Source organism: Acidobacteriota bacterium (assembly GCA_016208495.1).
Classification (GTDB): Bacteria; Acidobacteriota; Blastocatellia; order Chloracidobacteriales; family Chloracidobacteriaceae; genus JACQXX01.
Genome location: JACQXX010000028.1, coordinates 72,772 through 97,258, shown reverse-complemented (window position 1 = coordinate 97,258; position 24,487 = coordinate 72,772). Strand labels below are relative to the sequence as shown.

General features: G+C 51.2%; 19 protein-coding genes. 18 read left to right on the top strand and 1 reads right to left on the bottom strand.

Features of this window, described 5'->3' with window-relative positions; translation table 11 throughout:
- Nucleotides 1–109: 109 nt before the first annotated feature.
- The 14 genes from HY774_05090 (at nucleotide 110) to HY774_05025 (ending at nucleotide 15,961) form a co-directional block, all read left to right on the top strand.
- Nucleotides 110–1,615 (top strand): MFS transporter, encoded by a 1,506-nt coding sequence (locus tag HY774_05090; GenBank protein ID MBI4747839.1) that lies wholly within the window; start codon nucleotides 110–112, stop codon nucleotides 1,613–1,615.
- Nucleotides 1,616–1,785: 170 nt separating this feature from the next.
- A complete protein-coding gene (locus HY774_05085; GenBank protein ID MBI4747838.1) occupies nucleotides 1,786–2,340 on the top strand; it encodes a Uma2 family endonuclease in 555 nt (184 codons plus the stop codon).
- Nucleotides 2,341–2,578: 238 nt separating this feature from the next.
- Nucleotides 2,579–2,902 (top strand): nucleotidyltransferase domain-containing protein, encoded by a 324-nt coding sequence (locus HY774_05080; protein ID MBI4747837.1) that lies wholly within the window; start codon nucleotides 2,579–2,581, stop codon nucleotides 2,900–2,902.
- A gap of 223 nt (nucleotides 2,903–3,125) precedes the next feature.
- Nucleotides 3,126–4,820 carry an AarF/ABC1/UbiB kinase family protein gene (locus HY774_05075; GenBank protein MBI4747836.1) on the top strand — a complete coding sequence of 565 codons (1,695 nt, stop codon included), beginning with the start codon at nucleotides 3,126–3,128 and terminating at the stop codon, nucleotides 4,818–4,820.
- A gap of 506 nt (nucleotides 4,821–5,326) precedes the next feature.
- The gene (locus HY774_05070; protein MBI4747835.1) at nucleotides 5,327–6,250 is read left to right on the top strand and encodes a serine acetyltransferase; all 924 of its coding nucleotides are present in this window, start codon (nucleotides 5,327–5,329) and stop codon (nucleotides 6,248–6,250) included.
- A 137-nt stretch (nucleotides 6,251–6,387) separates the two neighbouring features.
- Nucleotides 6,388–7,323 carry a M48 family metalloprotease gene (locus HY774_05065; GenBank protein ID MBI4747834.1) on the top strand — a complete coding sequence of 312 codons (936 nt, stop codon included), beginning with the start codon at nucleotides 6,388–6,390 and terminating at the stop codon, nucleotides 7,321–7,323.
- 149 nt (nucleotides 7,324–7,472) lie between these two features.
- Nucleotides 7,473–8,774, top strand: coding sequence for a phosphopyruvate hydratase (gene eno, locus HY774_05060; GenBank protein ID MBI4747833.1), 1,302 nt, complete (start codon nucleotides 7,473–7,475; stop codon nucleotides 8,772–8,774).
- A 258-nt stretch (nucleotides 8,775–9,032) separates the two neighbouring features.
- Complete coding sequence (gene ftsY, locus HY774_05055) at nucleotides 9,033–10,325, top strand: signal recognition particle-docking protein FtsY (GenBank protein MBI4747832.1); 1,293 nt, start codon at nucleotides 9,033–9,035, stop codon at nucleotides 10,323–10,325.
- Nucleotides 10,326–10,728: 403 nt separating this feature from the next.
- Complete coding sequence (locus HY774_05050) at nucleotides 10,729–11,214, top strand: hypothetical protein (protein ID MBI4747831.1); 486 nt, start codon at nucleotides 10,729–10,731, stop codon at nucleotides 11,212–11,214.
- A 114-nt stretch (nucleotides 11,215–11,328) separates the two neighbouring features.
- Nucleotides 11,329–13,269 (top strand): hypothetical protein, encoded by a 1,941-nt coding sequence (locus HY774_05045; GenBank protein ID MBI4747830.1) that lies wholly within the window; start codon nucleotides 11,329–11,331, stop codon nucleotides 13,267–13,269.
- 175 nt (nucleotides 13,270–13,444) lie between these two features.
- Complete coding sequence (locus HY774_05040; protein MBI4747829.1) at nucleotides 13,445–13,756, top strand: hypothetical protein; 312 nt, start codon at nucleotides 13,445–13,447, stop codon at nucleotides 13,754–13,756.
- Nucleotides 13,757–13,784: 28 nt separating this feature from the next.
- On the top strand, nucleotides 13,785–14,285 hold the full coding sequence (locus tag HY774_05035; GenBank protein ID MBI4747828.1) for a hypothetical protein: 501 nt from the start codon (nucleotides 13,785–13,787) through the stop codon (nucleotides 14,283–14,285).
- Between the two features lie 31 nt (nucleotides 14,286–14,316).
- Entirely contained in the window at nucleotides 14,317–14,715 is a 399-nt protein-coding gene (locus HY774_05030) for a hypothetical protein (protein MBI4747827.1), read from the top strand.
- A gap of 301 nt (nucleotides 14,716–15,016) precedes the next feature.
- Nucleotides 15,017–15,961 carry an OmpA family protein gene (locus HY774_05025; GenBank protein MBI4747826.1) on the top strand — a complete coding sequence of 315 codons (945 nt, stop codon included), beginning with the start codon at nucleotides 15,017–15,019 and terminating at the stop codon, nucleotides 15,959–15,961.
- Nucleotides 15,962–16,223: 262 nt separating this feature from the next.
- Here the strand turns inward: HY774_05025 and HY774_05020 are convergent, their stop codons facing one another.
- Nucleotides 16,224–16,760 carry a hypothetical protein gene (locus HY774_05020; GenBank protein MBI4747825.1) on the bottom strand — a complete coding sequence of 179 codons (537 nt, stop codon included), beginning with the start codon at nucleotides 16,758–16,760 and terminating at the stop codon, nucleotides 16,224–16,226.
- 126 nt (nucleotides 16,761–16,886) lie between these two features.
- On the opposite strand from HY774_05020, the gene HY774_05015 reads away from it, so the two are divergent.
- The 4 genes from HY774_05015 to HY774_05000 all read left to right on the top strand — a co-directional run bounded on the left by HY774_05015 (nucleotide 16,887) and on the right by HY774_05000 (nucleotide 24,364).
- Complete coding sequence (locus tag HY774_05015) at nucleotides 16,887–17,993, top strand: VWA domain-containing protein (GenBank protein MBI4747824.1); 1,107 nt, start codon at nucleotides 16,887–16,889, stop codon at nucleotides 17,991–17,993.
- A gap of 356 nt (nucleotides 17,994–18,349) precedes the next feature.
- Nucleotides 18,350–21,094: a VCBS repeat-containing protein gene (locus HY774_05010; protein ID MBI4747823.1), complete on the top strand. Its 2,745-nt coding sequence runs from the start codon at nucleotides 18,350–18,352 to the stop codon at nucleotides 21,092–21,094.
- Nucleotides 20,983–23,610, top strand: a complete 2,628-nt coding sequence (locus HY774_05005; GenBank protein MBI4747822.1) for a serine/threonine protein kinase — start codon at nucleotides 20,983–20,985, stop codon at nucleotides 23,608–23,610. Before HY774_05010 ends, HY774_05005 begins: the two co-directional genes overlap by 112 nt.
- A gap of 151 nt (nucleotides 23,611–23,761) precedes the next feature.
- Nucleotides 23,762–24,364, top strand: coding sequence for a DUF479 domain-containing protein (locus HY774_05000; GenBank protein MBI4747821.1), 603 nt, complete (start codon nucleotides 23,762–23,764; stop codon nucleotides 24,362–24,364).
- Nucleotides 24,365–24,487 lie beyond the last annotated feature (123 nt).

The window sequence follows — 24,487 nt, the reverse complement described above, 5'->3', positions numbered from 1 at the left end:
CTGTTTTTCTGGAATTCAGAGTTTTGCTTTCCTGGGGATCGCACCTCCACCCGAAATACTCCACTGAAAGCCAGATTTTGAACCAGGAAACTCATCTGTTGAAACTGAAATGACCCGCGAACTCCCTTTTGCCCACACGAGCACCACCTTTGAAGCCCTCCCTGACCCAACCCGATGGAAAAGCCTGGCAGTTTTGTCAGCCATTATGTTTTCCCTCTCACTCGATGGCTTTCTGACCTATGTTGCCATTCCTTCAATGCAAGAGGAACTGATGGCGAAATCAGCCCAAATGCAATTGATTGTGGCTTCGTACCAGATTGCCACCGCCAGTTTTTTGATCACTGGCGGACGGATTGGGGACCTCTTCGGACGCAAACGCATGTTTATCGTTGGAACACTCGGGTATGCCGTTTGTTGGGGAATGTGTTGCCTGCTGCACAATATTTATTTGATCATTGGCTTATTTGTAATACAAGGTTTGGCTGGGGCACTCATTTCACCCCAAGTTCTGTCAATCCTTTCAGTGAGTTTTAACCTCAAAGAACGCAATAAAGCATTTGGATTTTACAATGCAGCGCTTGGCTCAGGAGCACTCCTGGGGCTTTTCATCGGCGGTGCGATTGTCCAATGGTTTGGATGGCGAGCTATTTTTCTCGTGAGCGTGCCTATTTACATCCTGGCAGCCAGCTTTGCTCCAAAATTTTTGCGTGAGTCACGTTCTTACTTTGGCACGTCCCTTGACTTGCTTGGAGTAGGAATTCTGGCGCTGGGGCTTGCCTTTATGGTTGGCTCACTTGTGGTTGGACGCGAAGCTGGCTGGCCACCAATCGCCATCCTCTGCCTGGTTGGATCAATCCTCATCATTGGGCTTTTTTTGCGCTATGAACATCTCAAAGCCAGTGCTCAAGATAGCTCTCCACTGATTCCAGAAGGGCTTCTCACAAATCGAACCTATGTCATCGGATTGATCGTGGCACTCCTTTACGCAACAACCCAAAGCTCGTTTTACTTCACGTTTGTGATTTTCATTCAGGTTGGACTTAAATTTAAACCCCTCTGGGTAGCATTAACCCTCACTCCAATGGCATTAGGATTTATTTCAGGGTCGATTTTTGCCTCTCAACTCACCAAACGATTTGGCCAGAAAACCCTGACCATTGGAATCATTCTTATGGGGTTGGGTCCACTAATTGCCTATCTAACGCTCTTGACCAACAGTGAAAATATCAATTTTTTTGCCCTTTCCATTGCCCTGATGATCCAGGGAGCCGGGATGGGACTCATTACCACACCACTCTATAATATGATTCTCGCCAAAGTTAGACGGGCAATTGCTGGAGCGGCAACAGGGATATTGACTACGGTGCAACAAATTGGCGGAGCACTTGGAATTGCCATTGTCGGGGTGATTTTTTTCGGCATCCTGGGTCAGCGTCAGGCCATGCCCAATGTCAGCCAATCCCAGGCGTATACGGCAGCCTTTATGGGTTCACTCTGGTATTACCTGGGTGTGTGCATCGTGATCTTTGTTCTGCTCCAGTTTCTCCCTCGCCAAAGTACCGGGAACACCGGCCCCTTGAAGTCTCCAATCGGGAAACTCCCCGGCCTCGATTAGAATTTATATTAATTTGTAGTCAACAGTCCGTAGTCAGTAGTTCGTTAAGTCTATTTGATTAAATAACTTAGCCTTCTACAAATCGAACCATGTGATTCCAAATTGGTATTCCTTCCTCCCGCTGGTACAATCGGGTTCCCTCAACTTCAACTTATCTGGAGGAAACCCGGATGCTCACACTTCCTCACAAAGCCACAATTGATGATTTGATACAGGTTCCCAATCACGCCAAAGCGGAACTCGTCAACGGAGAAATTGTGTCTATGCCTCCCACAGGTGGAGATCCAGGTCGAACTGCCGGCGATATTTATTCCAGTTTGCGTCAGTATGAACGCCAATCAGGCACCGGCTTTGCCTACCCGGACAACGTCGGATTTCGGGTCAACCTCCCAAACCGCGCTTCCTTTAGCCCGGACGCCGCCTTTCACACCGGCCCGCGGACTGGAATGAAATTCCTTGAAGGCGCTCCCGTGTTTGCGGTTGAGGTGCGAAGTGAAAATGACTACGGCCCGGAAGCTGAACTCCAAATGGCGGAAAAACGGCGCGACTACTTTGCGGCGGGAACAGTGGTCGTTTGGGATGTTGATCTGTTAAGTGAATCAATCGTCAAGGTTTATCGGTCAACTGATCCTGATGCTCCAACCATTTACCGCCGGGGCGAAATCGCCGAAGCTGAACCCGCTGTTCCTGGTTGGACCATACCGGTGGATGATTTGTTTACGTGATACCCATCAGGGAAAGCGGCGATACCAACGGAACCTGAGTACATCCGTACTGCCCCCATCCTGGGTGCAAACCGGTGACAGGATGCGGTTCCAGCGGGTAGCGCTCAAAGCAGCGCAACCAACCGGCTATCCGAACGGCAGCCTTTCAGGAGGCTCAACCCAAGACATCAAAACGGATTGCCGTCAACAACCCTTTCCAGAAGAATTTGACCTTTTCGAAACGGAGAAGGAATCAGCCATGGAACAAATTGAGCGCCAAATCCATTTACTTTGTCACCAAATCGCTGAAAAATTTCATCCAGAACAAATCATTCTCTTTGGATCACACGCTTATGGGCATCCAACCCCTGAATCGGATATTGACTTGCTCGTAGTGATGCCGTTTGAGGGAAGGCATACTCAGCAGGCAATTCAAATTTTGAATTATCTCAATATTCTGCTTCCCATGGATGTTATCGTCCGAACACCACAACAAGTTCAAGAACGACTGGCCATTGGTGATCCATTTATGCAGGAAATTGTTCAACGTGGACAAATAATGTATGAAACCAATCACGCTTGAAGCACCTGGCATTGGTAAGTACCTTACCGAAAATTCCAAGACATTTTGAACCACGAAACACACGAAATAGACGAAAAAAATCAAACACTTACCAAATCCAATATCTCAGAAAATTTATGACAAGGTACTTAAGAAGCAAAATAATCGAAAAATTTGCCTTTCTTCGAAACCCCGAACCCCGAACCCCGAACCCTGAACCCTGAACCCTGAACCCTATTGTTTTATGGAAGCTTCGAAACCTGACGCCATCCAACCTGCCATTGTGGACGCTCCGAAACCGGAGACGCTGGTGCCGTCGGCCCTGGTGATTGAACACATCGAATTTCAGGAACAGCTTGCCGTTCAATCCGTGCCCGAAAAGCTCCAGTTCCAGCCCACCCCGCCTGATGCGGCGCCATACTGGGCTGCCGTTCGCGAAATTGGCTGGCCGGCCTACAAACGGCTCTGGCAGCTTTTCCGGGTGATGTTCGGTTTTGCCTTTCCGCTCTGGGTTGAATGGTTCTCCGTTCAGGATCGCACCGCACTTCCTCGCTGGTGGCAGCGCCTCGCTCATCGGTGGACAGTCTGGTATGCCACTCGTCGTCTCTCCATCAAAGATCCGGCCCAACGTGAGGCCCAACGAGCCCAAACCCTGCGTGAAGACCTGACGGCACTTGGGCCCACTTTCATCAAAATCGGCCAGACGCTTGCAACCCGCCCCGATTTGTTGCCGCTCGCTTACATCAAAGAACTCTCGCTGCTCCAGGATGAAGTTCCCTGCTTCCCCAATGAACTGGCCTGGGCACGCATCCGCGAAGACCTTGGTCGCGCACCTCACGAACTGTTTCTCAGCATTGATAGCGAACCACTCGCAGCGGCCAGCCTCGGACAGGTCTACCGCGCCCGGCTCAAATCAGGCGAAGAAGTCGTGATTAAAATCCAGCGTCCCAATCTCGAAGAAATCTTGCACCTGGATTTAACGGTACTTCGCTACGTGGCGGCAGGCCTCGAATGCTATCCAGAATGGATTCAAGGAATTGACTGGCTGGGCGTCGTGGATGAATTTGACCGGATGATCCACGAAGAAACCGATTATGAGAAAGAAATCGAAAATGCCGAGCGGTTTCGCCAGAACTTTGCCGACTGGAAAGACACGGTGTATGTCCCGCGAATCTACCCGGAGCTTTCTTCCCGCCGCATTATCACCATGGAGTACATCGGCGGTCTCAAACTCACTGACCTCGAAGGTCTCAAGGCTGCCGGACATCAACCAATTGAAATCATTCGACTTCTGACCCGGACCTACCTCAAGCAACTCCTCGAAGACGGCTTTTTCCACGCGGATCCGCATCCGGGAAACCTGCGCATGATGCCCAATGGCAGGCTGGCCTTCTTTGATTTCGGGATGGTTGGGCAAATTACCGACGAGATGCGCAGCGGCATGATTGATGCCTTTTTCCATATTGTCGAACGCGACATCGTCGGCATTGTCGGAGACGCCATCGCGCTCGGCTTCTTGCGACCTGGATTTGATCCAGAGGAATTTCGCCCGGTGGTTGAATCCATTTTTTCCCGCTATGTCGGCGTCAAAATCGGCATGATTCGGTTTCAGGACCTGATGGCTGCCGTGGCCGACACAATTTACAGCTTTCCGTTCTACATTCCCGCCAATTTCACGTTCATCATTCGCGCCCTGACCACGATTGAAGGCATCGGATTGCTCGTTGAACCAAAGTTCAGCTTCTTTGACGCTGCCCGCCCCCACGCCAAGGAATTTATGCTCAAGCGTGAGTCAGCCCACCTGCGCAACCAGATTCTTGGAAAATTGATTCGCGGCGAAGAAGGCAACATCGCCTGGAATAAGGTCTGGAACCTGGTCAAACTCGCCTATCGTCACTACTTTAAAAAAGCTCCGAGCAATCCGGATGGGGTGTCGTGACCTTTTACTTGCAGGTCTTTGGCTTGCACCTCGAAGAGTTGCCGTTCGGATAGCCGGTTGGTTGGCCGCTTTGGGCCTACCACCGGATCTGGCAGTCTATTATTTCCTCCCGTGCCAGCCGCGCCCCAACGGGGCGCAGGCCGTGCAGGAGAAAATATTGAGGATGACCAAATCCGGTGGTGGCGCGTTCAAAGCAACGCTGACCACCGGCTAAACTTGCGCTATCCCTTCGGGATGAAATCAAAAAACCTACAGGTGAAAGCTGAAGGAGTCGGGTAATTCAGCCCCGAGCTTGCGAGTCTTCAGCCCCAAACCCTCAGCCCTGGTTTTTTCAGCCCTGGCTTTTCGGGGTTCACTTCTCAGGCAGACTGGATTAGAGTATCCATACCTGTATTTTCTTTTCCGAACCAATGCCTGAAGGAGTTACCCGCAGCCGAACCGTCCAACAATGGAAGTTCACCTCTCGAACAACTCCTGGTTGAACCAACCGGTTGCCGGCCAGTCACATGGACCCGAAACTTGCTGCTATTTCCCAATCTGTCATCGCGTCATACACCAGTTGCAAACCCATCATTCACCATATCGAACGCGGAACGCTTCCCTCACGGAGCGTCATCATCAACATCCTGGGTGCCTTTCGGGAAGTCATTTTCCCAGGTTACTTTGGGATGGCCGGGCTGGATGCCGGTGGGGTCGAAGCCCGTGTTCGCGATCTGGTCGCCGAAATTCACGATGATCTGACCAAACAGGTGCTGCTCTGCCTGTGTCACGACCGGCAACTGGATCTTCCCAACTGTAAAGATTGCCCCGAATGTAAGAACCAGGCGCGGGCCATTGTGCTCGATGTACTCGAACATCTCCCGGCGCTCCGTGAAACCATGGCGGCGGATGTCGAGGCCGCCTACGTTGGTGACCCGGCAGCCCACAGCTACGATGAAATCATTTTGAGCTACCCGGGGCTGCAGGCCATTATGATCCATCGGATTGCTCACGCCTTGTTTCAACGCAAGGTGCCGCTCATTCCACGCATCATGTCGGAATATGCCCACGGTCGAACTGGAATTGATATTCATCCTGGCGCCCAAATTGGGAAACGGTTTTTTATTGATCATGGAACGGGCGTTGTCATCGGCGCGACATGTATTATCGGCGATAACGTCAAGATTTATCAGGGAGTTACCCTCGGAGCACTTTCGTTTCCAAAAACAGAGGATGGCGAACTGGTCCGCAATACCAAACGGCATCCAACGCTTGAAGATGACGTGGTGATTTATTCCGGGGCGACGATTCTTGGCGGAGACACCGTGATTGGTCGCGGGAGCGTGATTGGCGGCAACGTCTGGCTCACGCATTCGGTGGCACCGTACAGCAAGGTCGTCATTAAAGACCCTGAAATTCGCATCAGCAATCGTCCGGCGAAAATGGCGTGAGCAGAATGAAGAATGAAGAAAAGACAGCCACTCAAACCCTCGAAGAGGGTGACATAGTTAAAGCCTCGGGTGAAACAAGCGTTAGCGAGTGAAACCCTTGATCAACAGGCATTTACACTCATCCAGGAGGGAATCTTATGAAACTCCTTACTACATTTTTAGCCATTTCCCTCATCATCAGCACATTCAGCGCAGGCCAACCTGCCGTTTCAGCTCATTCCAACTCGCTCCACCGCCAAAAAGGTGGATCCATTGAAGATGCCATCATTGATGCGGTTGGCGTCGCCGTTCCGCTTGGCAAAGAGGCTGTCCGGTCACTGGTCAAACCGATTCTGGACACCGTCACCATCACACCCCAACAGGAAATGCAGATCGGCAACCAGTTTTTTCAAAACATTCAGAAAAAACTTGGCTCAAAGCTTGATCGGGATCAACGTGAAGTAGCCTATGTGACCTCGATTGGCAAGGTGCTGGCGACCAATGTCAAACGCAAAGGCATTAAGTACAAATTTCATGTGGTTGAAGACCGTCTGCCCAATGCCTTCGCCATCGCGGGGGGACACGTTTTTATCTATCGTGGATTGCTTGAAACGGTGATTGAAAACGAAGCTCAACTGGCGGCGGTGATTGGACACGAAATTTCACATGTGGATGCCGAACATACCGTGGATTTCTATAAACCAGTGGTGGCGGCGTCACAACTACCCTTTGCCGATGTCTCGGTTCTGATTGCGTCACTTGGGTCAAAACTGCTCACCTTTTCCTATAGCGAAGTTCAGGAAAGCGAAGCTGACAATCTTGGAACGGTTTTGGCGTTCAAAGCCGGGTACGAACCCGCTGAAGGCAAAACCATGCAGCAACGGCTGGGGTCACTCAAATCCACGGGGGCAACCGATCCCTTGACCGGGCTGGCCGATACCGTTTTTCGAACCCATCCTCCGTCACAAAAACGCGCGGCGGCCATTGATTCACTTTCAAAGAAGCTTCACGCCCAAAAGCCAAACCAGAAGACCTATGTCGGCGAAGCCAACTATCGCCAGCGCATCCCAATGACACAGAAGATTTTGGAGTGACCGGACCTGGTGTTTGATTCCTGGTAACTGGTTCCTGGTCCTTCCTCGAAAATGTTGATTTCTAACCACTAACCACTAACCACTAACCACTTTTTCTGAACGACAAATTGCCCTCTAAACTCAATACTTTCAAGGAGTCACATCCTCTTATGCTGACAATTGAACACATTCATGCGCGGGAAATTCTTGATTCCCGTGGAAATCCAACGGTTGAAGCCGAAGTCCAGCTTTCAGATGGAACCTGGGGAATGGCCGCCGTGCCGTCGGGGGCTTCGACAGGTGAAAACGAAGCGCTTGAACTCCGGGACGGCGACAAAGGCCGCTACCTTGGAAAAGGGGTCCTCAAAGCCGTTGCCAATGTGAATGAACAAATTGCCAAAGCGCTGTATGGTTTCAACGCTCTGGACCAAATCGGCGTGGATCGAACCATGCTCCAGCTTGACGGAACCAAAAACAAAGCGGTGCTTGGTGCCAACGCCATGCTGGCGGTTTCGCTGGCAACCGCCCGGGCGGCAGCCAATGCACTGGAAGTTCCGCTGTACCGTTATCTCGGCGGCGCCCACGCCCGAACGCTGCCAGTGCCCATGATGAACATTCTCAACGGCGGTGCCCACGCCGATAACAATGTTGATTTCCAAGAATTTATGATTGTCCCAATGGGAGCGTCTTCCTTTGCTGAAGCGCTTCGCTGGGGTGCCGAAGTCTTTCATACCCTGAAAGGCGTGCTCAAAAAACGTGGCTATTCAACGGCGGTTGGCGATGAAGGCGGATTTGCTCCCAGCGTCAAATCAAACGTTGAAGCGATTGAAGTTGTCCTTGAAGCCATCACTCAGGCTGGATATAAACCCGGCGACCAGATTTTCATTGCACTCGATCCAGCAGCCAGCGAGTTTTACATTGATGGCTCATATGTGTTTAAGAAATCAGATGGTTCCAAGAAAACATCTGAGGAAATGGTTGACTACTGGGTCAACTGGGTTGACCAGTATCCGATTATTTCCATCGAAGACGGCATGGGTGAAAATGACTGGGACGGCTGGTCACTGATGAGCCAGAAATTGCGCGACCGTATCCAGCTCGTCGGTGATGACCTGTTTGTCACCAACGTTGAATACCTGCGCAAAGGAATTGACCTCAATGTGGCAAATGCCATTCTGGTCAAAGTCAATCAAATCGGAACGTTGAGCGAAACGATGGACACGGTCGAACTCGCCCGGACCCGCCGCTATGGCGCGATTATTTCACATCGTTCCGGCGAGACCGAAGATACCTTTATTGCCGATCTGGCCGTCGCGCTCAATGCCGGTCAAATCAAAACGGGTTCTGCCAGCCGGACTGACCGGGTGGCCAAATACAATCAATTGCTCAGAATTGAAGAAGAACTCGGTGCCTCAGCCCTCTATGCTGGCTGCGGCGGGTTCTATCAATTGCAGACCAAAAAGAGTGAGTAGTGAGTAACGAGTAGCGAGTAGGGATTCGGAACTTCTATTCACAGATTCCCTGCTCGCTTCTGGCTACCAGTTTCAATCTTTTCAAAACACAAATCTCCTGACCGTCACACACACACTATGGGTTTATTTTGGAATCGTAAGAAAAAGGATGCCTCTGAAGGCGAGGCGCCAAAGCAAAGTTTGTTGAATCGCCTGATGGGCCGCGAAACGGATGCACCCAAACCATCTGAGGAGCCGTCTGCAGTTCAAAGCACGGAAATGTTGACCTCAGCGGGTGTGGCGCCGGCCATTGAAACTCCGGCATCACCAGAAATCATCTCTTCTCCAGTTCAAGTTCAGCCAGCCGCGCCGCCACCGGTGACCGAGCCCATCACCCCACCTGCGGTTCCAGTCCCTTTGGCAACATCACCACAACCAGAAACGCCCGGTGTGATTTCACCCATCCCAGTCCTGGCCGAACCCGGTGAACAGAGTGGAAAATCAGGGTTTCTCAGCCGGTTTTTTGGTCGTGGACAGTCAGAGTCACCCACGGCCCCGCTCCCTCCGCCTCCCGCACCGGTTGAAGTCATCACCCCCACACTCAGCCCTGAAGAAGAAGCCAAACAGAAATTTTTTTATCGCTTCAAAACGGCAGTCCAAAAAACCCGTGAAAATATTGTTGGACGACTCGACACGCTGTTGCGTGGGCAGAAGGTGATCAACGCCCAGGTCATGGATGATCTTGAAGAGATTCTGCTGGGATCTGACATTGGCGTTCAAACCACGCTTGATCTGGTTGAAAAAATTCGCAAACAGGTTGATCGAAACCAGATCAATAATGTGGATGAATTAAAGCGGCTGTTAAAATCCGAACTCCTGGCCATTCTCACGTCAGCCCCGCCAAAGCGCAATTTTGGAGGCAAAACAGTTGCCTCAGAACTCGAACTCGCTGACGATATTCGGCCTTATGTCATGATGATGGTCGGCGTCAATGGCGTCGGAAAAACCACCACCATTGCCAAACTGGCCAACCTCATCAAAAAAGAAGGCAATAAAGTACTGATTTGTGCGGCTGACACGTTCCGGGCAGCGGCGTCGGACCAGCTTGCCGTCTGGGCCCAGCGCACCCAGGTAGATCTGGTCCAGCAAAAACCTGGAACGGACCCGGCAGCCGTGGTTTTCGACTCGCTCCAGGCAGCCAAAGCCCGCGATGCCGATGTGGTCATCATTGATACCGCCGGGCGACTTCATACCAAAACCAACCTGATGCAGGAACTTGAAAAAATGACCCGCATCGCCAAACGCGAAGTTCCCCAGGCGCCGCACGAAGTGCTGCTGGTCATTGACGCCGTGACTGGCCAAAACGGACTGGAGCAGGCTCGTCAATTTACCCGGAGTGTGGCAGTCACTGGAATTGTGCTGACCAAACTGGATGGAACGGCCAAAGGTGGAATTGTGGTCGCCATTTCCAAAGAACTGGGAATTCCAATTCGCTACGTTGGCATTGGCGAGCAGATGGACGACCTGGTGGTGTTCTCGCCTGAAGATTATGTGAATGGGTTGTTTGAGTAGGGGTGGACCGAGGTGTCCGCCCCCTTTTGTGTTATATCCCGTGCAATTGAGAGACGGAGGTTGACATGCGATTTTGCTTGACAGTGCCAAAAAAAGGTCTAGCATAGTCATCAGTTTTTGAGGTTGTTTGTCAGAACTTTGCAGCCGAGTCTACTTTGCAACGAAAGAAGTAGAGCGGGGGAACCAACTGGAAGCCAGTCGTCAGCTTGTGTGATGCCGGCTTTCTGGGGTGAATCTGGATTGATCTTCAGCAATGAGTGATCTCCAGTAGGGCACTTCCAAGCCCGAATCCGTCAGCTAACCTCGTAGGCACGTTTGGAAGGGCGAACCGATCTGCGTGTCAAAGAGATGAAGACCACAGACCGTTTGGGCCTGTGGTCTTTTGCTTTTTGGCGAAACACATATGAATCAACCAGCTACGATTTGCGTCACTGTGCTTGCTACTCCCCAATTCACAGGGGCGGACCACGCACAGGGGCTGTGTCGGCTGCAGGTTGAATCAACCCACCCACTTCCACGCGCGCCATACGCAGGCACTGTCAGAGTCTACGGGCTTGAAACGACTCGAACTGGAAAACACCAGTGCCGGATGCTCAAGCATTTCACGATTGAAGTGGCCGAAGAATTGCCGGCGGGCCTGATTTATCAGGTGCTGGTCAATCTCGCGGATGAACTTCCCTCCCCGATTCCCCCACCTCTATTTCCTTCAGTTCACAGTACCTCATACCCATCGGTTCACCAGCCGACGGTGTCTGCGCTGGCAGCGTTACCGCCAGACCTGGGCCGCCGGATTGTGAACGAACCGCTGGAAACCATCTGCAAACGGATTGCTGGCATTTTCGGTCGCTATTGCGAAGAGTTTCGTGCTCCGAGCATTCACGTTCGATAGACCTCGTCAGTGAGGAATGAGGGCCGAAAGGCGCATTTAGGCAAGGACTCAGGACAAACCTTTTGCCCCTCATTCCTTTTCTTTTCACCCTGGTTTGCTATTGGGAGACTGCGTATGGAAGGGCCACTTTTGTTCTTGCTGGTGTTTTCAGTTATTGCCATTGTGATATTGCTTGCCACGATCAATCCGTTTTATCTCATTCGTGAAAGCGAAGTTGGACTGGTCGAGAAAAAAATTATTGGAAAATCACTTGTTCCAGGGCGGGTGATCGCCACTGGCGAACAGGGCCTGCAAGCCCGCGTGTTGCCTCCAGGGTTGCACTTCCTGCCCAAACCGTTTTTTAAAGTCACGCGCATTCCGATTACTGAAGTTCCCCAGGGCCAGATGGCGCTGGTCACGGCAATTGATGGCGCTCAGCTTAAAACCGGCCAGCTTTTTGCCGAAAGCGCCGAGGGTCATGGCAATTTTCAGGATGGTGAAGCCTTCCTGCGCCGGGGCGGACAAAAAGGGCCACAGTTGGAAGTACTGACCCCAGGCCGCTACCGAATCAACACCTATCTGTTCAATGTTCAGCCAGCCGCCATGATTGAAATTCCACAAGGAAAAGTTGGCATTGTCACGGCAACTGACGGCGCGACGCTCCAGACGGGGCAGCTTTTGGGTCAGCGGGTTTCCGGCCACCAGAATTTCCAAAATAGCCAGGTCTTTTTGCGGGCCGGAGGTCAAAAAGGCCCCCAGGTTGACATCCTGACGCCGGGCCAGTATCGCATCAACACCCAACTGTTCCGCATTCAACTGGCCGATGCCGTGCGGGTCAAAACGGGTGAAATCGGGCTGGTTTCGGCACTTGATGGAACGCCGCTACGCGAAGAACAAATCCTGGGCGATACCGTCACCGGCCACAACGATTTCCAGGATTGTCAGGCGTTTTTGGATCACGGTGGTCAGCGCGGACCACAACTCGACATTCTCAAGCCGGGGATGTATTACATCAATCCTCTGCTCTTTCAGGTCACGGTTCAGGAAGCCACCGTCATCAACATTGGCGAAGTTGGCGTGGTTCGTTCCAACGTCGGGATCTTGCCGCCAGTCGGTGAAGATGGCCGAACCCCAGACCTGGTGGATGAAGGCTTCCGTGGGGTGTTAAAGAGTGTCCTTGAACCAAATACCTATTACCTGAATCCGATTGCCTATGTGGTATTCTCGATTTCGACGCTCAACATTACGATTGACTGGAATACCACCAACCGGGCGACGCCGCTGGATTCGATCACAGTCAAAAGCCGGGATGGTTTCTCATTCCCGGTGGATGTCAAAGTGGTGATTCGAGTTCCAAAGGAAAAAGCGCCAATGGTGGTTTCGAAAATCGGCTCGATTCAGAATGCGATTGACCGCGTGATCCACCCGGCAATTGGCGCCACCTTCCGCAACAATGCCGAACGCTGCGACGCGCTCGACTTCTTGAACAACCGGTCGCAACAGCAGGCCAATGCCCGCGAAGTGACCACGCTCATGCTGCGTGAATATGGCATTGAGACGGTGGATGTGTTGATTGGTGACGTTGGGATTCCAGAAACACTGCTCAAGACCCAGACGGACCGCTTCCTGGCTCGCGAACGTGAAAAAACCTATCGCGAACAGAAAATGGCTGAAGAAACCCGGAGTGCTCTGGAAAATGCCACAGCCTCGGCTGATCAGCAAAAGTATATTGTGGCGGCTCAGGCAGCCGTTGAAATTGCTAAATCGCAAGCGATGGCGGCAATTGCAAGCGCCGAAGGCGAAGCCAAACAAATTACACTGCGCGCTGAAGCCAATCAGCATGCCTACAAGCTGCTCATTTCGGAAATTGGTCGCGAAGGTGTCTTGACGATTGAAATGCTCAAGCTGATCAAAGAAGGCAAGATTAAAATCACTCCGGATGTGTTTGTGAGTGGTGGTGGCGAAGGCAAAAATACTGCCTTGTCTGCTCTGGCCGCCACCATGCTGAGCGGTCAGGTAACATCAATGACCAACAACAATCAACCGATGGCGATTGTGGAAAAATCAGTGGCGTGATCGAGCAGGGCTGAAGACTTCGGGCTGAGAAAACCAGGGCTGAGGGCTTGGGGCTCAGAGCTGAAGAAGGTGGGTTGAAGAATATTGGGTAAACCCAACTTCAGGCCCGTTTTCTTCAGCCTAAATCTGTTGCGGAAAGGTCGGTTTTCGCCCGCAGGGCGCCGGAAAATAGCCGGTGTGGAAGCCGGCTTTGCGGCGCACCCACCGGAATGCGGGCCGTGAAGCGTTCGCGCCCAGATGGGCGCTGGACCAAAGTCTCAAAAGTTACGGAAAATTGAGGATTCCTGACCGACAAGATATTCCAGCGCCCATCCGGGCGCGAAGCGATGTGGACCGGGAACCGGTGGTGTGCCCAAAGCGGCAAACCACCGGCTATTTTCCGGCGCCCATTCGGGCGGGGGTTGGCAAACCCAGGCAATCTTTCCGCAACGGAGTTCAGCCCAATTTCTTTGTCGCGCCAACTGAGTTCCCTTGCTACAATTCCTGAGAAAGTTCTTCACCCAACTCAACGGGTTATGCCTGACAAAGCCTTGAAAATCCTCAAAGAATCCCTCCCAAGCCGGTGCGATGTCTGCCATCAAGCTGATCAATTTGATCCAGTCACCGGAGTTTGCCAGCGTTGCCAGTTTGTATTTGGAGGAAACCCCGAAAGTGATTCTTTAGCAAAAACCTCATATTTGGCCTGCCCAAAATGCGGGAGTTTGGGAAAATTCTTCGCTTCGGTTGGTTTTTGTTATCAGTGCTATGAACAAACAGCAGTCCCAGTTGGCAATCCCGTCCGATATGGTCCAGTTGTTTCAAGAAGCGGCGTATGGTCAACACCTAAGCGCAAAGCAAAAGCATCGATTGAGAGCATTCGTGACAGAACAATCACCCTCAAGCCACTTTATAAAAAACTGGCGATTGGAGTGCTTGGCCTTATTGTCTATGGTGGCTTGACTGGATTGATAAACCCGGTGTTGGTTTGGATTGGTTTTTGGGTTGTACTTTGGATTCTGTGCTCCTGGGATAGATAGATCCAAAATAGGTGAAGGGAGCCAAGGGGTTATGCCTGACAAAGCTTTAAAAATCCTCAAAGAATCGCTTCCGACCCGATGTGAAGTTTGCCATCAGGCTGATCAATTTGATCCAGTCACCAGTTTGTGCGGAAGGTGTCAGGCAATTGTGCAACTGGATGCGCGGGGGACAGAGTCGTTTAGGCTGGCTTGCCCACGATGTGGAGCGACGACGGAGTTTTGGGAAACGATTGAATATTGTTATCGCTGCTTGAGCTTTACTGGACGGGGAGTTGTTCCAACCTCGGTACAACCAACAAAGGTTCCTCGAATGGGTGCGGAGGAGGAGGTTGAGCAATGGATTAGGCAGCGGTTGGGGTATCTGGTACTGCTGATCATTTTATTGTACCTGGTTGGCGTATGGGCTTTGGTGCTGTTTTTGGTCAGGTAATGTCTCCAAATTCTTCTTTTTAGAAAAACCCTGGTTGCCCCAAGCCTTACCAAATTTCGGCTCTGTTCGAAACATCCATCCTGGATTCACACCGGGTCAACTGACGGGAAAACTGGATTTCCCTGAACCCTGAACCCTGAACCCCGAACCCCGCCGCATATAAATCCACACTCCCTCTTCACATTGCTCTCTCAAACAGGTACTTTAGCAGGGTTCAAACGCCCACCTTGTTTGAGCTGCCCTTTTGATTTCATTGAGCTTTTCACAACTTCTTTTCGATCTGATTCAAGGAGACGCTTTTATGAGCCGATTGCGTTTGCATTGGATTTTTGTTTTGGTGCTGATGACAGGCATCGTTGGAGATGGATTTATCGCTCAGGCAGCCGTAACCCCTTCACCCGCGGGAACGGCTGTCTCACAAAAGGTTAAACTCAAAGGCCGGATTGCCAAACGCCAGGGAGACGTTCTCACGGTGAAGACCAATGACAACCGTGAGGTCACGGTTCTGGTCACCCGCACCACCAGTATCAAATCAAAAGGTGGGTTTCTGACCTCAGGCAAAGATTTTAACCTCGAAGCCCTGCTGGTCGGGTTGCGGGTTGAAATCGAAGGCACCAATGATACGCAAGGTCAACTGGTGGCCCAAAAATTGCGCTTTAAGGATTCGGATCTGGAAATTTCGCGTTCAGTTGAAACCCGCGTCACTCCGGTTGAAGAGCGCGTCAGTCGGGTGGAATCCGCCAACGAAGAACTTGCCAGTCAGGTGGATGAACTCAACAACATCTCCAAAACGCTGCGGACTGACATTGATACCACCCGCACCGAAATGGTTGATTTGAACAAAAAGGTCAACGAACGCATCTCGGCGCTCGATGAATATGACGTCAAGGAAGAATCCACCGTCTATTTCAAAGTCAATAAATATGACCTGTCGCCTGAGGCCAAGCAGGTACTTGACGATATTGCCCAAAAATCCGGGACTATTCGGGGGTATCTGATTGAAATTGCCGGCTATACCGACACCACTGGATCAATTCAGAAAAATCGGGACTTGAGTCAAAAACGGGCTGATGAAGTCGTGCGCTATATGGCTGAAAACCACAACATTCCGCTCCGTCGCATGATCACGCCGTTTGGATATGGTTCAGCACGGGCCGTTGGCGACAATACCACTCGCGAAGGCCGCGACCTCAACCGGCGCGTCGAAGTTCGAATCCTCGTCAACCGCGCCACCGCAACGGAATGAAGAAAGTGGTTAGTGGTTAGTGGTTAGTAGTTAGTGGTTAGTGGTTAGAAATCAATATGCTCGAAGAAGAACCAGGAACCAACAACTAACCACTAATCAATATGCGAATTAAGAGTTGAAATCGAGCCTTCAAAATTAGCAACTTCCAGACAGCAGGTTAACCGACTGAAATTTGAAATCCCAATAAATCCTTTATTTCTAACAAATAGATTTCCAACCCTTAACTTGCATCACTAACCACTAACCACTAACCACTATCGGCTCAGTCCTGCAACCCGGCCAGCGTTTCGGCCAGTTGATTTGACAATTTGAGAAGCGACTGGCCAGCTTCTTTTAACTGACCATCATTGACCTGGGCTTCAGCCTGCGTCGCCAGGTCAGAGACACCGACCAGATAGTGAAAGTAAGGCCGCAAATTGGATTTCTGGCTGAAGTCGTTTTCGAGTTGCTCCAAATTGCCACGCAGATTACGAATGCTTTCCGCCAGAACACTCCGGGTTTTCTCAGTTTTGCGAATTGCGCTGGCTGGTACGCCTTCGCCTTCAGTTGCCTCTTCGACGTGTTCAAAGCTCCGGGTCACACCACCAAAAACATACAGAAATTGAGTCAATCCCTTGAGCTGTACTGATAACTGTTGGGCTGCAACTCGTTTTTCGGCGGCAGCATCCGGTTTCGGTGGTTGGGAAGTTTTGGCGGGAGCCGCTTTGGACGATTTCTTTTTCTGCGCAAATCCTGTCACAGGACAGGTCAGGATCACGCATCCAACAATGATTCCGGTAAGCAAAAGCCTCAAGTTCATGGTATCAGGATTCCTCCTCGGTTGGTCGAATGGACACAGATGAAACCGCTTCAGAAAAACTGGTCGGGAAAAGTGAGTACTGTGGGACATTAATGAATGTGGTTTTGAGCGAGATAACACACCCTTATGAGAAACGCCACCAAAATCTTCTATCGCCAGTTCGATGGCTCACACCAATCCCGCACGATATGGCTGGGGTGGGTCATCTTCCTGTTGGGTTGCTTCCTGGCGGGAACGTCACCAGCTATCGCTCAGGACAAACAAACCGAACCTGAGGGCGACTCAATCACGATTGAAGCCACCCTGGTTACGATTCCCGTGATTGTGACTGACGCCCAGGGAAAGTACATCCAGCAACTCAAAGTTGAAGATTTTAAAATCTTTGACAACAACACCGCCCAACAAATCAATTTTTTTGACGCCGCCGACGCCCCGCTCCATATGGCCCTGCTGATTGATACCAGTTACAGCACCAGCGGTGTCCTGAAAGAAATCAAAGAAGCCGGCATCACATTTTTGCGCCAGCTTCGCCCAAAGGACAAAGCCATGGTCATCAGTTTTGACAGTGAAGTTCGGGTCTTAACCGAATTAACCGATGATCCAATTCTGATGGAACGCGCGGTGGCCAAAGCTGAAATCGGGAAAAAGTACGGAACTCGCCTGCACGATGCCCTGGCTGAAGCAATCCAAAACCAGTTCAAATCCATTGTTGGCCGCAAAGCCATTGTGCTGTTGACGGATGGAAAAGACCTCAAAAGTAAATTGAATGAAAAAGCCGTGTTTGGCATTGCCTCCGAAACCAGCAGCATGATCTATACCATCTTCTTTATGACCGAGAGCGTGGTTGTTCCACCAGATGCCTCAAAAACCGAACCTGACGCCAAAGCCGCACCATCCCGGCCTCGCAAAGTCGGGGAAAAACAGTCAAAAGAAGAGCAAGTCCGAACCCTGCTGACCGACATCAAAGCCCGTCGCGAATGGATGGAACAAAAAAATGCCTCGGCCCGCAAATTCCTCGACGAACTGGCAACCACCACCGGCGGACGTTCATTTACCAGCGAAGTGGCTGATTTAAAACAGGTTTTTCGATTGATCGCTGATGAATTGCGGACCCAATACACACTTGGGTTTTACCCCTCGGAAGATACCCCAACCTCAGACCGACACGTCCTCAAAGTCGAAGTTGCCCGCCCTGAGGTCGTAATCAGAGCCCGGCGCAATTATCGGCCATGAAAGCAGCGAAATGAAAAGTGAGTAGCGAGTAGCGAGTAGCGAGTAGTGTCAATCAAAGTCTGGTACTGGCTATTTGAGTTGGATTGACTATTGGTTACTCACTCTTCCTGGGTTGATTACTCGCCACTCGCTACTCACTCTTCCTGGGTTGATTACTCGCCACTCGCTACTCACTCTTCCTGGGTTGACTCCTCGCTACTCGCTACTCGCTACTCGCTACTCGCTACTCACTTCTATTTTGCTATTTCCCTATTTCGCTCTTTCTACTATTTCACTATAATGCGCGGTGTTCAGTCACTTCCCTATATCATTCCAAGACAACACATCCCGTTCACGTTCTTATCACAGGAAAAACTATGCGTCTCAAAGGGTTACAAGGGTTCGCCTGCCTGTCTGCATGTCTTCTGCTCACATTTTTGAGCGTTCTCAATCCCACCACGGTCCAGGCCCAAAATCAGTACAGCCAAAACAAAGAAGTTATTTCAGATGCGTCAAGCAGTTTCGTGGGTATCGCCGATGGCGATATTGACCTGGATGGGCTGCCCGATGTCGCCATTTGTGATCGCGGACTGGCTCAAGTCGTGTTGTTGCTCAATACCTCTTCCGGCTTGAAAAGTCGGGTGGACATTTCACTCAAAGAGTTTATGTCCCAGCTTGACGATCAGAGTGGCGGACCAACATCAATTGACCTCGGTGATATTGACCAGGATGGCGATCTGGATATCGTGGTGTCCATTGATGGAGACCTTGATCAGATTCTGGTACTCACCAACCTCGGAGGCGGCTTTGGGCCAGAATCATTTGTCATTCGGGCTTATCCGGTCGGTGGAGATCCGACCTGTATCAAACTGGCTGATTTGACCGGCCCGCGAGACCTGACTTCGGGTGAAACCTTACCCCGTGACGGCGCCCCTGAAATTGTGATGCTCAATCGCCGAACCGGTACCGTGGCAACACTGATCAACAGTGGCTATGGAACCTTTGGGCAAGGTCGGGTTTCGGAAAGTGGCGGAATCAACCCGGTTTCCCAGGCGCTGGGCGATTTTAATGATGATGGAGAAATTGACACGGCTGTGTTGAACCGTGGGTTGGATACCACGCAACGTGAAGATTCGCGGGTTTGTATCCTGCTTGGCAACGGAGATGGCTCATTCCAGCCGACCAACCCGTTGCTGCTCGCCCCAGCGCGTGCGGTTTCAATTGCGGCTGCCGGGTATGGCATTGTTCATCGGGGTATTGAAGTTGATACACCTGATATTAATCGAGATGGAATTCCCGATATTGCGGTGGTGGCCGAACAGGGTGGCGGCGCCTCGGATATCATTGCACCGGATGGAAGCAATGAACTCGCCTCACTGACCGTTTTTTTTGGCAGTGGGCTCCAAAATGGACAGTTTACGCTTCGAGGTCAGGCCCAGCCGCTCGTCAATACCCTGGCAGGCGGGGGACGAATTGCGGTCTACCCTGGTGCGGACGATAAATTGACGGGCCTTCGGATTGGCTATGGGGCGCTGACCCTCTTTAGCGATTTCAACCAGAATGGTTTGATTGACGCCTACGTCGCCGGATTGGAACGCAACAATGGCCGGCTGGTCAATTCCGTGGTGGGTCAGGTGGCCAACGATTTTGCCGCCGGGTTGATGACCGCTGACCAGCTTGCAATCCAAAATCCAATCCTGAAATATTTCAATGTGTTTCCATCAACTGGAGATAGTTTTTCTTCGATTGCGGCCCAGTCTCCTGACAACGTGGATTCAATCACCGGAGTCGTGGCGGCCACCAGTTTTGTGGTGTCTCGCACGGGTGAAATTGTTACCCAGGCCCAAAATGACTTTTCCGCCACGGCTGGAAATAATGCTCCAGACCTGATCCAGGTCACGACCAACGGTGCGGTTTACCAAAGTATTAATGTCGCTCCGGTGGTCAACCACGCACCATTGATGACCACGACCAACGGTCTGGCTGACTTTAATGGTCGAGGCCGCAAGGTGATTGTGGCCGAAGGCGACGAGTACACGATTCCCCTCAAACTGGTTGATATTGACAACCCAAGCGCCAATGCGTTGCGCTACACCCTGCTTGGCGCCCCCCGGTTTGTCACATTGACTGACAACTTTGACGGCACGGCCTCGATTCTGATCAAGCCAGGACTGCTGGATGGTTCAGACACGGCCAACAACGGACTGGGCCAGGAATACAAAATTGTCGCCCAGGTGATTGACAACAACTTCCCTGACAATGACAACAATTCCAAGAGCCCTCTGACGTCTCAAGTCATTTTCCGGGTGTTTGTTCCAGACAGCATGGATGGACTGGCCATCACGGCAATTCCAGATCAAACGGCCTACGCGACCCAAAAACTGACCGTGCCGATTCTGGCCCGTGATCCCGAAAACCGCCGCATGACGTTGAGTACTTCGTCCACCCTGCCCTTTGTCCGCATCATTGATCAGGGCGGCGGAACCGGTCTCTTTGTGATCGAGCCAACTGAAAATGATGGTGGGGTCTATGATATTGATGTCATTGTCCGCAATGATTTGGGACTGGCAACCACCACCAGTTTTGCCCTCAACGTAGTCGTCAACACGGCGCCTGAACTCGAACAGGTTGACAACATTGACTTGCTCGTAGCTGAAACTCGCGACTTCGAGGTCACCGCCACTGACCCGGATGAAGGCCAGAGCCTTCGGTTTGTTCTGACCAATGCCCCATCGTTTATGACCTTCTCAGACAATGGAGATGGAACTGGTCGCGTCGTTGTCAAACCAACCGAGCGCGATGCTGGCAGTTATCGAGTGTTACTGGTTGCAATTGACTCCGGTATCCCGTCGAAACGCTCAAATACCATCGCCTTTACCATCAATGTCGGCGCCAAAGTGTCCCTTTCGAGTGTGAATTACACGAAAAATTCCCAAATATGGCTGAGAAGTCGGATTCACCCACCATTCCCTCCCCCCAGCCCCATATCACTTCCGGGCAAAAACACCTTTTGCCGGCTGTGGATCCGACGCTTGAACCTCCAACCCTGCTCATTGCCTCACCAACTGTCGTTATCCCGCCAACTTCCCCGTCCCTCCCGTTACCATCAGCCGATGCACTGATTGGAAAAATTCTAAACGGCAAATACCAGATTCACCGTGAAATCGGAAGCGGTGGCATGGGACGCGTCTATGAAGCCTGTCATCTCGGGCTTGAAAAAACAGTCGCCATTAAAGTCATTCGAACCAATTTTTTAGGAGATGCTGAAACGGTTGAGCGATTTCGCCGGGAAGCCCGAACCTGTGCTTCGATTGAACATCCCAATTCAGTTCAGGTCTTTGATTATGGAGTTGATGGGAGCCAGTACTATCTGGTGATGGAATATTTGCGCGGTGAATCGCTCCGCGAACGGCTCCGGCGGCAAAGTCGGCTGAGCCTGACCGAAGTCGTTTCCCTGGCTGAACAACTCTGTCTGGTGCTCGATGCCATGCACCGACGTGGCATCATCCATCGGGACTTAAAGCCGGATAACATCTTTTTCAATCAGATTGAAGATCGCGAAATCGTCAAAGTCCTGGACTTCGGCATTGCCAAATTGATTGACGAAGCCCAATCCGGACAAGAGGTTACGGCCACCAATGCCATTTTAGGAACGCCTCGATACATGTCGCCCGAACAATGTCAGGGACATCCGGTAGATCGTTTTTCAGACATTTATTCACTCGGCATCATTTTTTATGAAGTTCTGACGGGGAAACCACCTTTTGAATCTGACAGTTTGTATAGTCTGGCACTCAAACACCTGACCGTCAAGCCAACCCCTCCGCACGAACTGTCTCCGAATTTGCCACTCCCGGTTTCACACATCGTGGTGAAAATGCTGGCCAAAGACAAAGACCAGCGACCAACTTCGGCTCGTGAGGTCTACCATGCGTTGTATGCCGCCACTCAAACCGGGAATCTCCCATCGCCACCCCTCCAGCCAGAACCACTGAAAGCTGTCTCCCACACCCAAAAGACCAAAGCGGCGCCAACTCAAATTGCGGGTGTGGAGCAGCAACTTGAGCATTTGGAATCGCTGGCGGGTGATCTTTCCCAAATGGCAAATGAACCGGCCTGCCATCCGGATCAGGTTTTGATTCGACTGGCGGAGTTCATCACGGGGGGAACCCGGGTGCTCACCTATTTAGAAACCCCAGTTACCGAAATGCACTCAGCCGAATCCAGTCAGGCCACGCTGTTGACGCTTCAATTTTTAGCTCAGGAACTCGAACAGCATCTGGAAGGACTCAAATCCAAAGGTGGATTGGCCACCTCACTTGAAGGATACCGGATGCGGCTCCACACCAGTATCGTCATTCCAGCCAGTCAATACCTGCTCAAATTGCGGCCAGCAACCACCCAACTCACTGAAGAAGAAGCCTTTGTCACCTTTGAAGATATCGAGCCGGAGGGTGTGGTTGATAGCTCAGAACTGTTGATTGAGGAACTGAAATCTGACAATGATCTGCGCCGGCATGAAGCGGTCATGTCAATTGTGGGCTCAGGGATGGAGTTGTTCTTTATGGCGCTCCAGGCCCATACCGAAGCTGAGCGGGACATTCTGCTTGAACTCTTATGGCAAAAGGCCGACGTCATTTTGCTTGAAGGCCGGGGCCGGGCCCGCCTGGTCTTCACCATGGCCATGATGTTTGTGTCCTGTCCTCAACAGGCGGAAAAGTGGAAAACCCTGCTTGATCTATTCAGCCAGAACATCACCCACCAGGTAACACTGGAAGCCCTTCGCGCTCTGGTGGAACCATATTCACCATCTGACCGGCGGATTTTTGCCCGCTCCCTGCTGTTTCATCCATCCCTGGCTTTGCGCCGATTGGTGATGTCGTGGCTGGCACCCACCGATTTTTGGGGCGTGATTACGTTTTCAAACACGCCGGTTTCGTGGTTGCTTGAACTCTGGATGTACTTGAAACCACAGGTGTCTCCCGACTACCTCAAAGTGTTTTTCCTCTGTGTTCGCGACACGTTGCTCCATCAGGGAACGAGTGACCGTGCACTGAGTGTGATGGAACTGGTCAAAGAATTTTTCAAGTGCGATTTCTTTCACGAAGACACCTTCTTTAACCTGCTGGTTGAACTTGATCAGCATATCCGTTCCGAGGCTGCTCGACATCAGTTACTGGTTGATATTGATACCGAGTATCTCACACTGTTGAAACGATTTGTCAGCGGAAATGCCTATGCTGACCAGCCGCCGATGGAAATGGCTTCGATTCCACTTCCGGTTCAGCGGAAGCTGGCCCGCAACGGATATTTTCTGAAGTTTTTTGTTTGCCACCCGATTGACCGGATTGCGCTCGAATGTTTTCCACACCTGGCAAAGCTTGAAAATGTTGCTCCTTACATTGGGACGTTTGCCATCAACACCCAACTTTTGCTGACGCTGGCCAAGGAAAAACACCTCTTTCAGCGCGAAGACTGCCGGTATGCCCTGGTTGCCAACCCCAAAACACCAGCGCATATTGTGTTTAACCACCTGCGAATGTTGCGCAAAGACAATCTAAGAAAGCTGGCTGAATGCCGCGAATGCAACCAGGTGTCACGTAATCACGCGGCGAAAATGTTGAATTTAAAAGTATAAACCGAATGAAGAAACTATTTAGTGGCTAGTGGTTAGTGATTAGTGGTTAGTTCTTGATTCCTGGCTCTTGGTTCCTGGTTCTTCTTCGAAAGTATTGATTTCTAACCACTAACCACTAACCACTAACCACTTTTTTCATTCTTCATTCTCTATGAACTACCTCGGTCATCTCTACCTTTCACCTGATACGCCGGACTTTCTGGTTGGCAGCCTGCTCGGAGATTTTGTCAAAGGCGCAGCAGTCAATGACTACACGGGAGACCTCCGGCGCGGCATCGAACTCCATCGCAAAGTTGATCAGTTCACTGACCATCACGACATTTTCCGCCAGAGCGTAGCCCGCATCAGCCAGAGTCGTCGTCGGTATGGCGGGATTATGGTTGATGTGTTTTATGACCATTTTCTGGCCAAACACTGGCTGGAATTTCATCCGGAACCGCTTCCCGACTTTGCCCGACGAGTGTATACAATTCTGCTTGAGCGAGAATTGGAACTCCCTGAAACAATGAGACTTGTGCTTCCTCGGCTAACGTCTGAAGACTGGTTTTCTTCCTACCGGGAAACTTCAGGGATTGATAGCGTGATGAAACGGATGTCACGTCGGATCAAACGCGACAACCCGCTTCACGCCGCCATTGAAGAGTTAGAGCAGGAGTATGAAGGATTTGAAGCAGACTTCAGGCAGTTTTTGCCCGAAGTGAAAGGCTTTGTGGACCAGGTAGCAGATCAACTTGCGAGTAAGGTACAAGGGTGAGTACCGAGTAGCAAATAGTCAATCCCTTGCTCTGTGAATTCACTGTTTCACCCTGTGAATATTCTTCACTCACCAAGGTAAAACCTCGAATTATCTTAACTGAAAAGGGGGGTTTCTGACTAC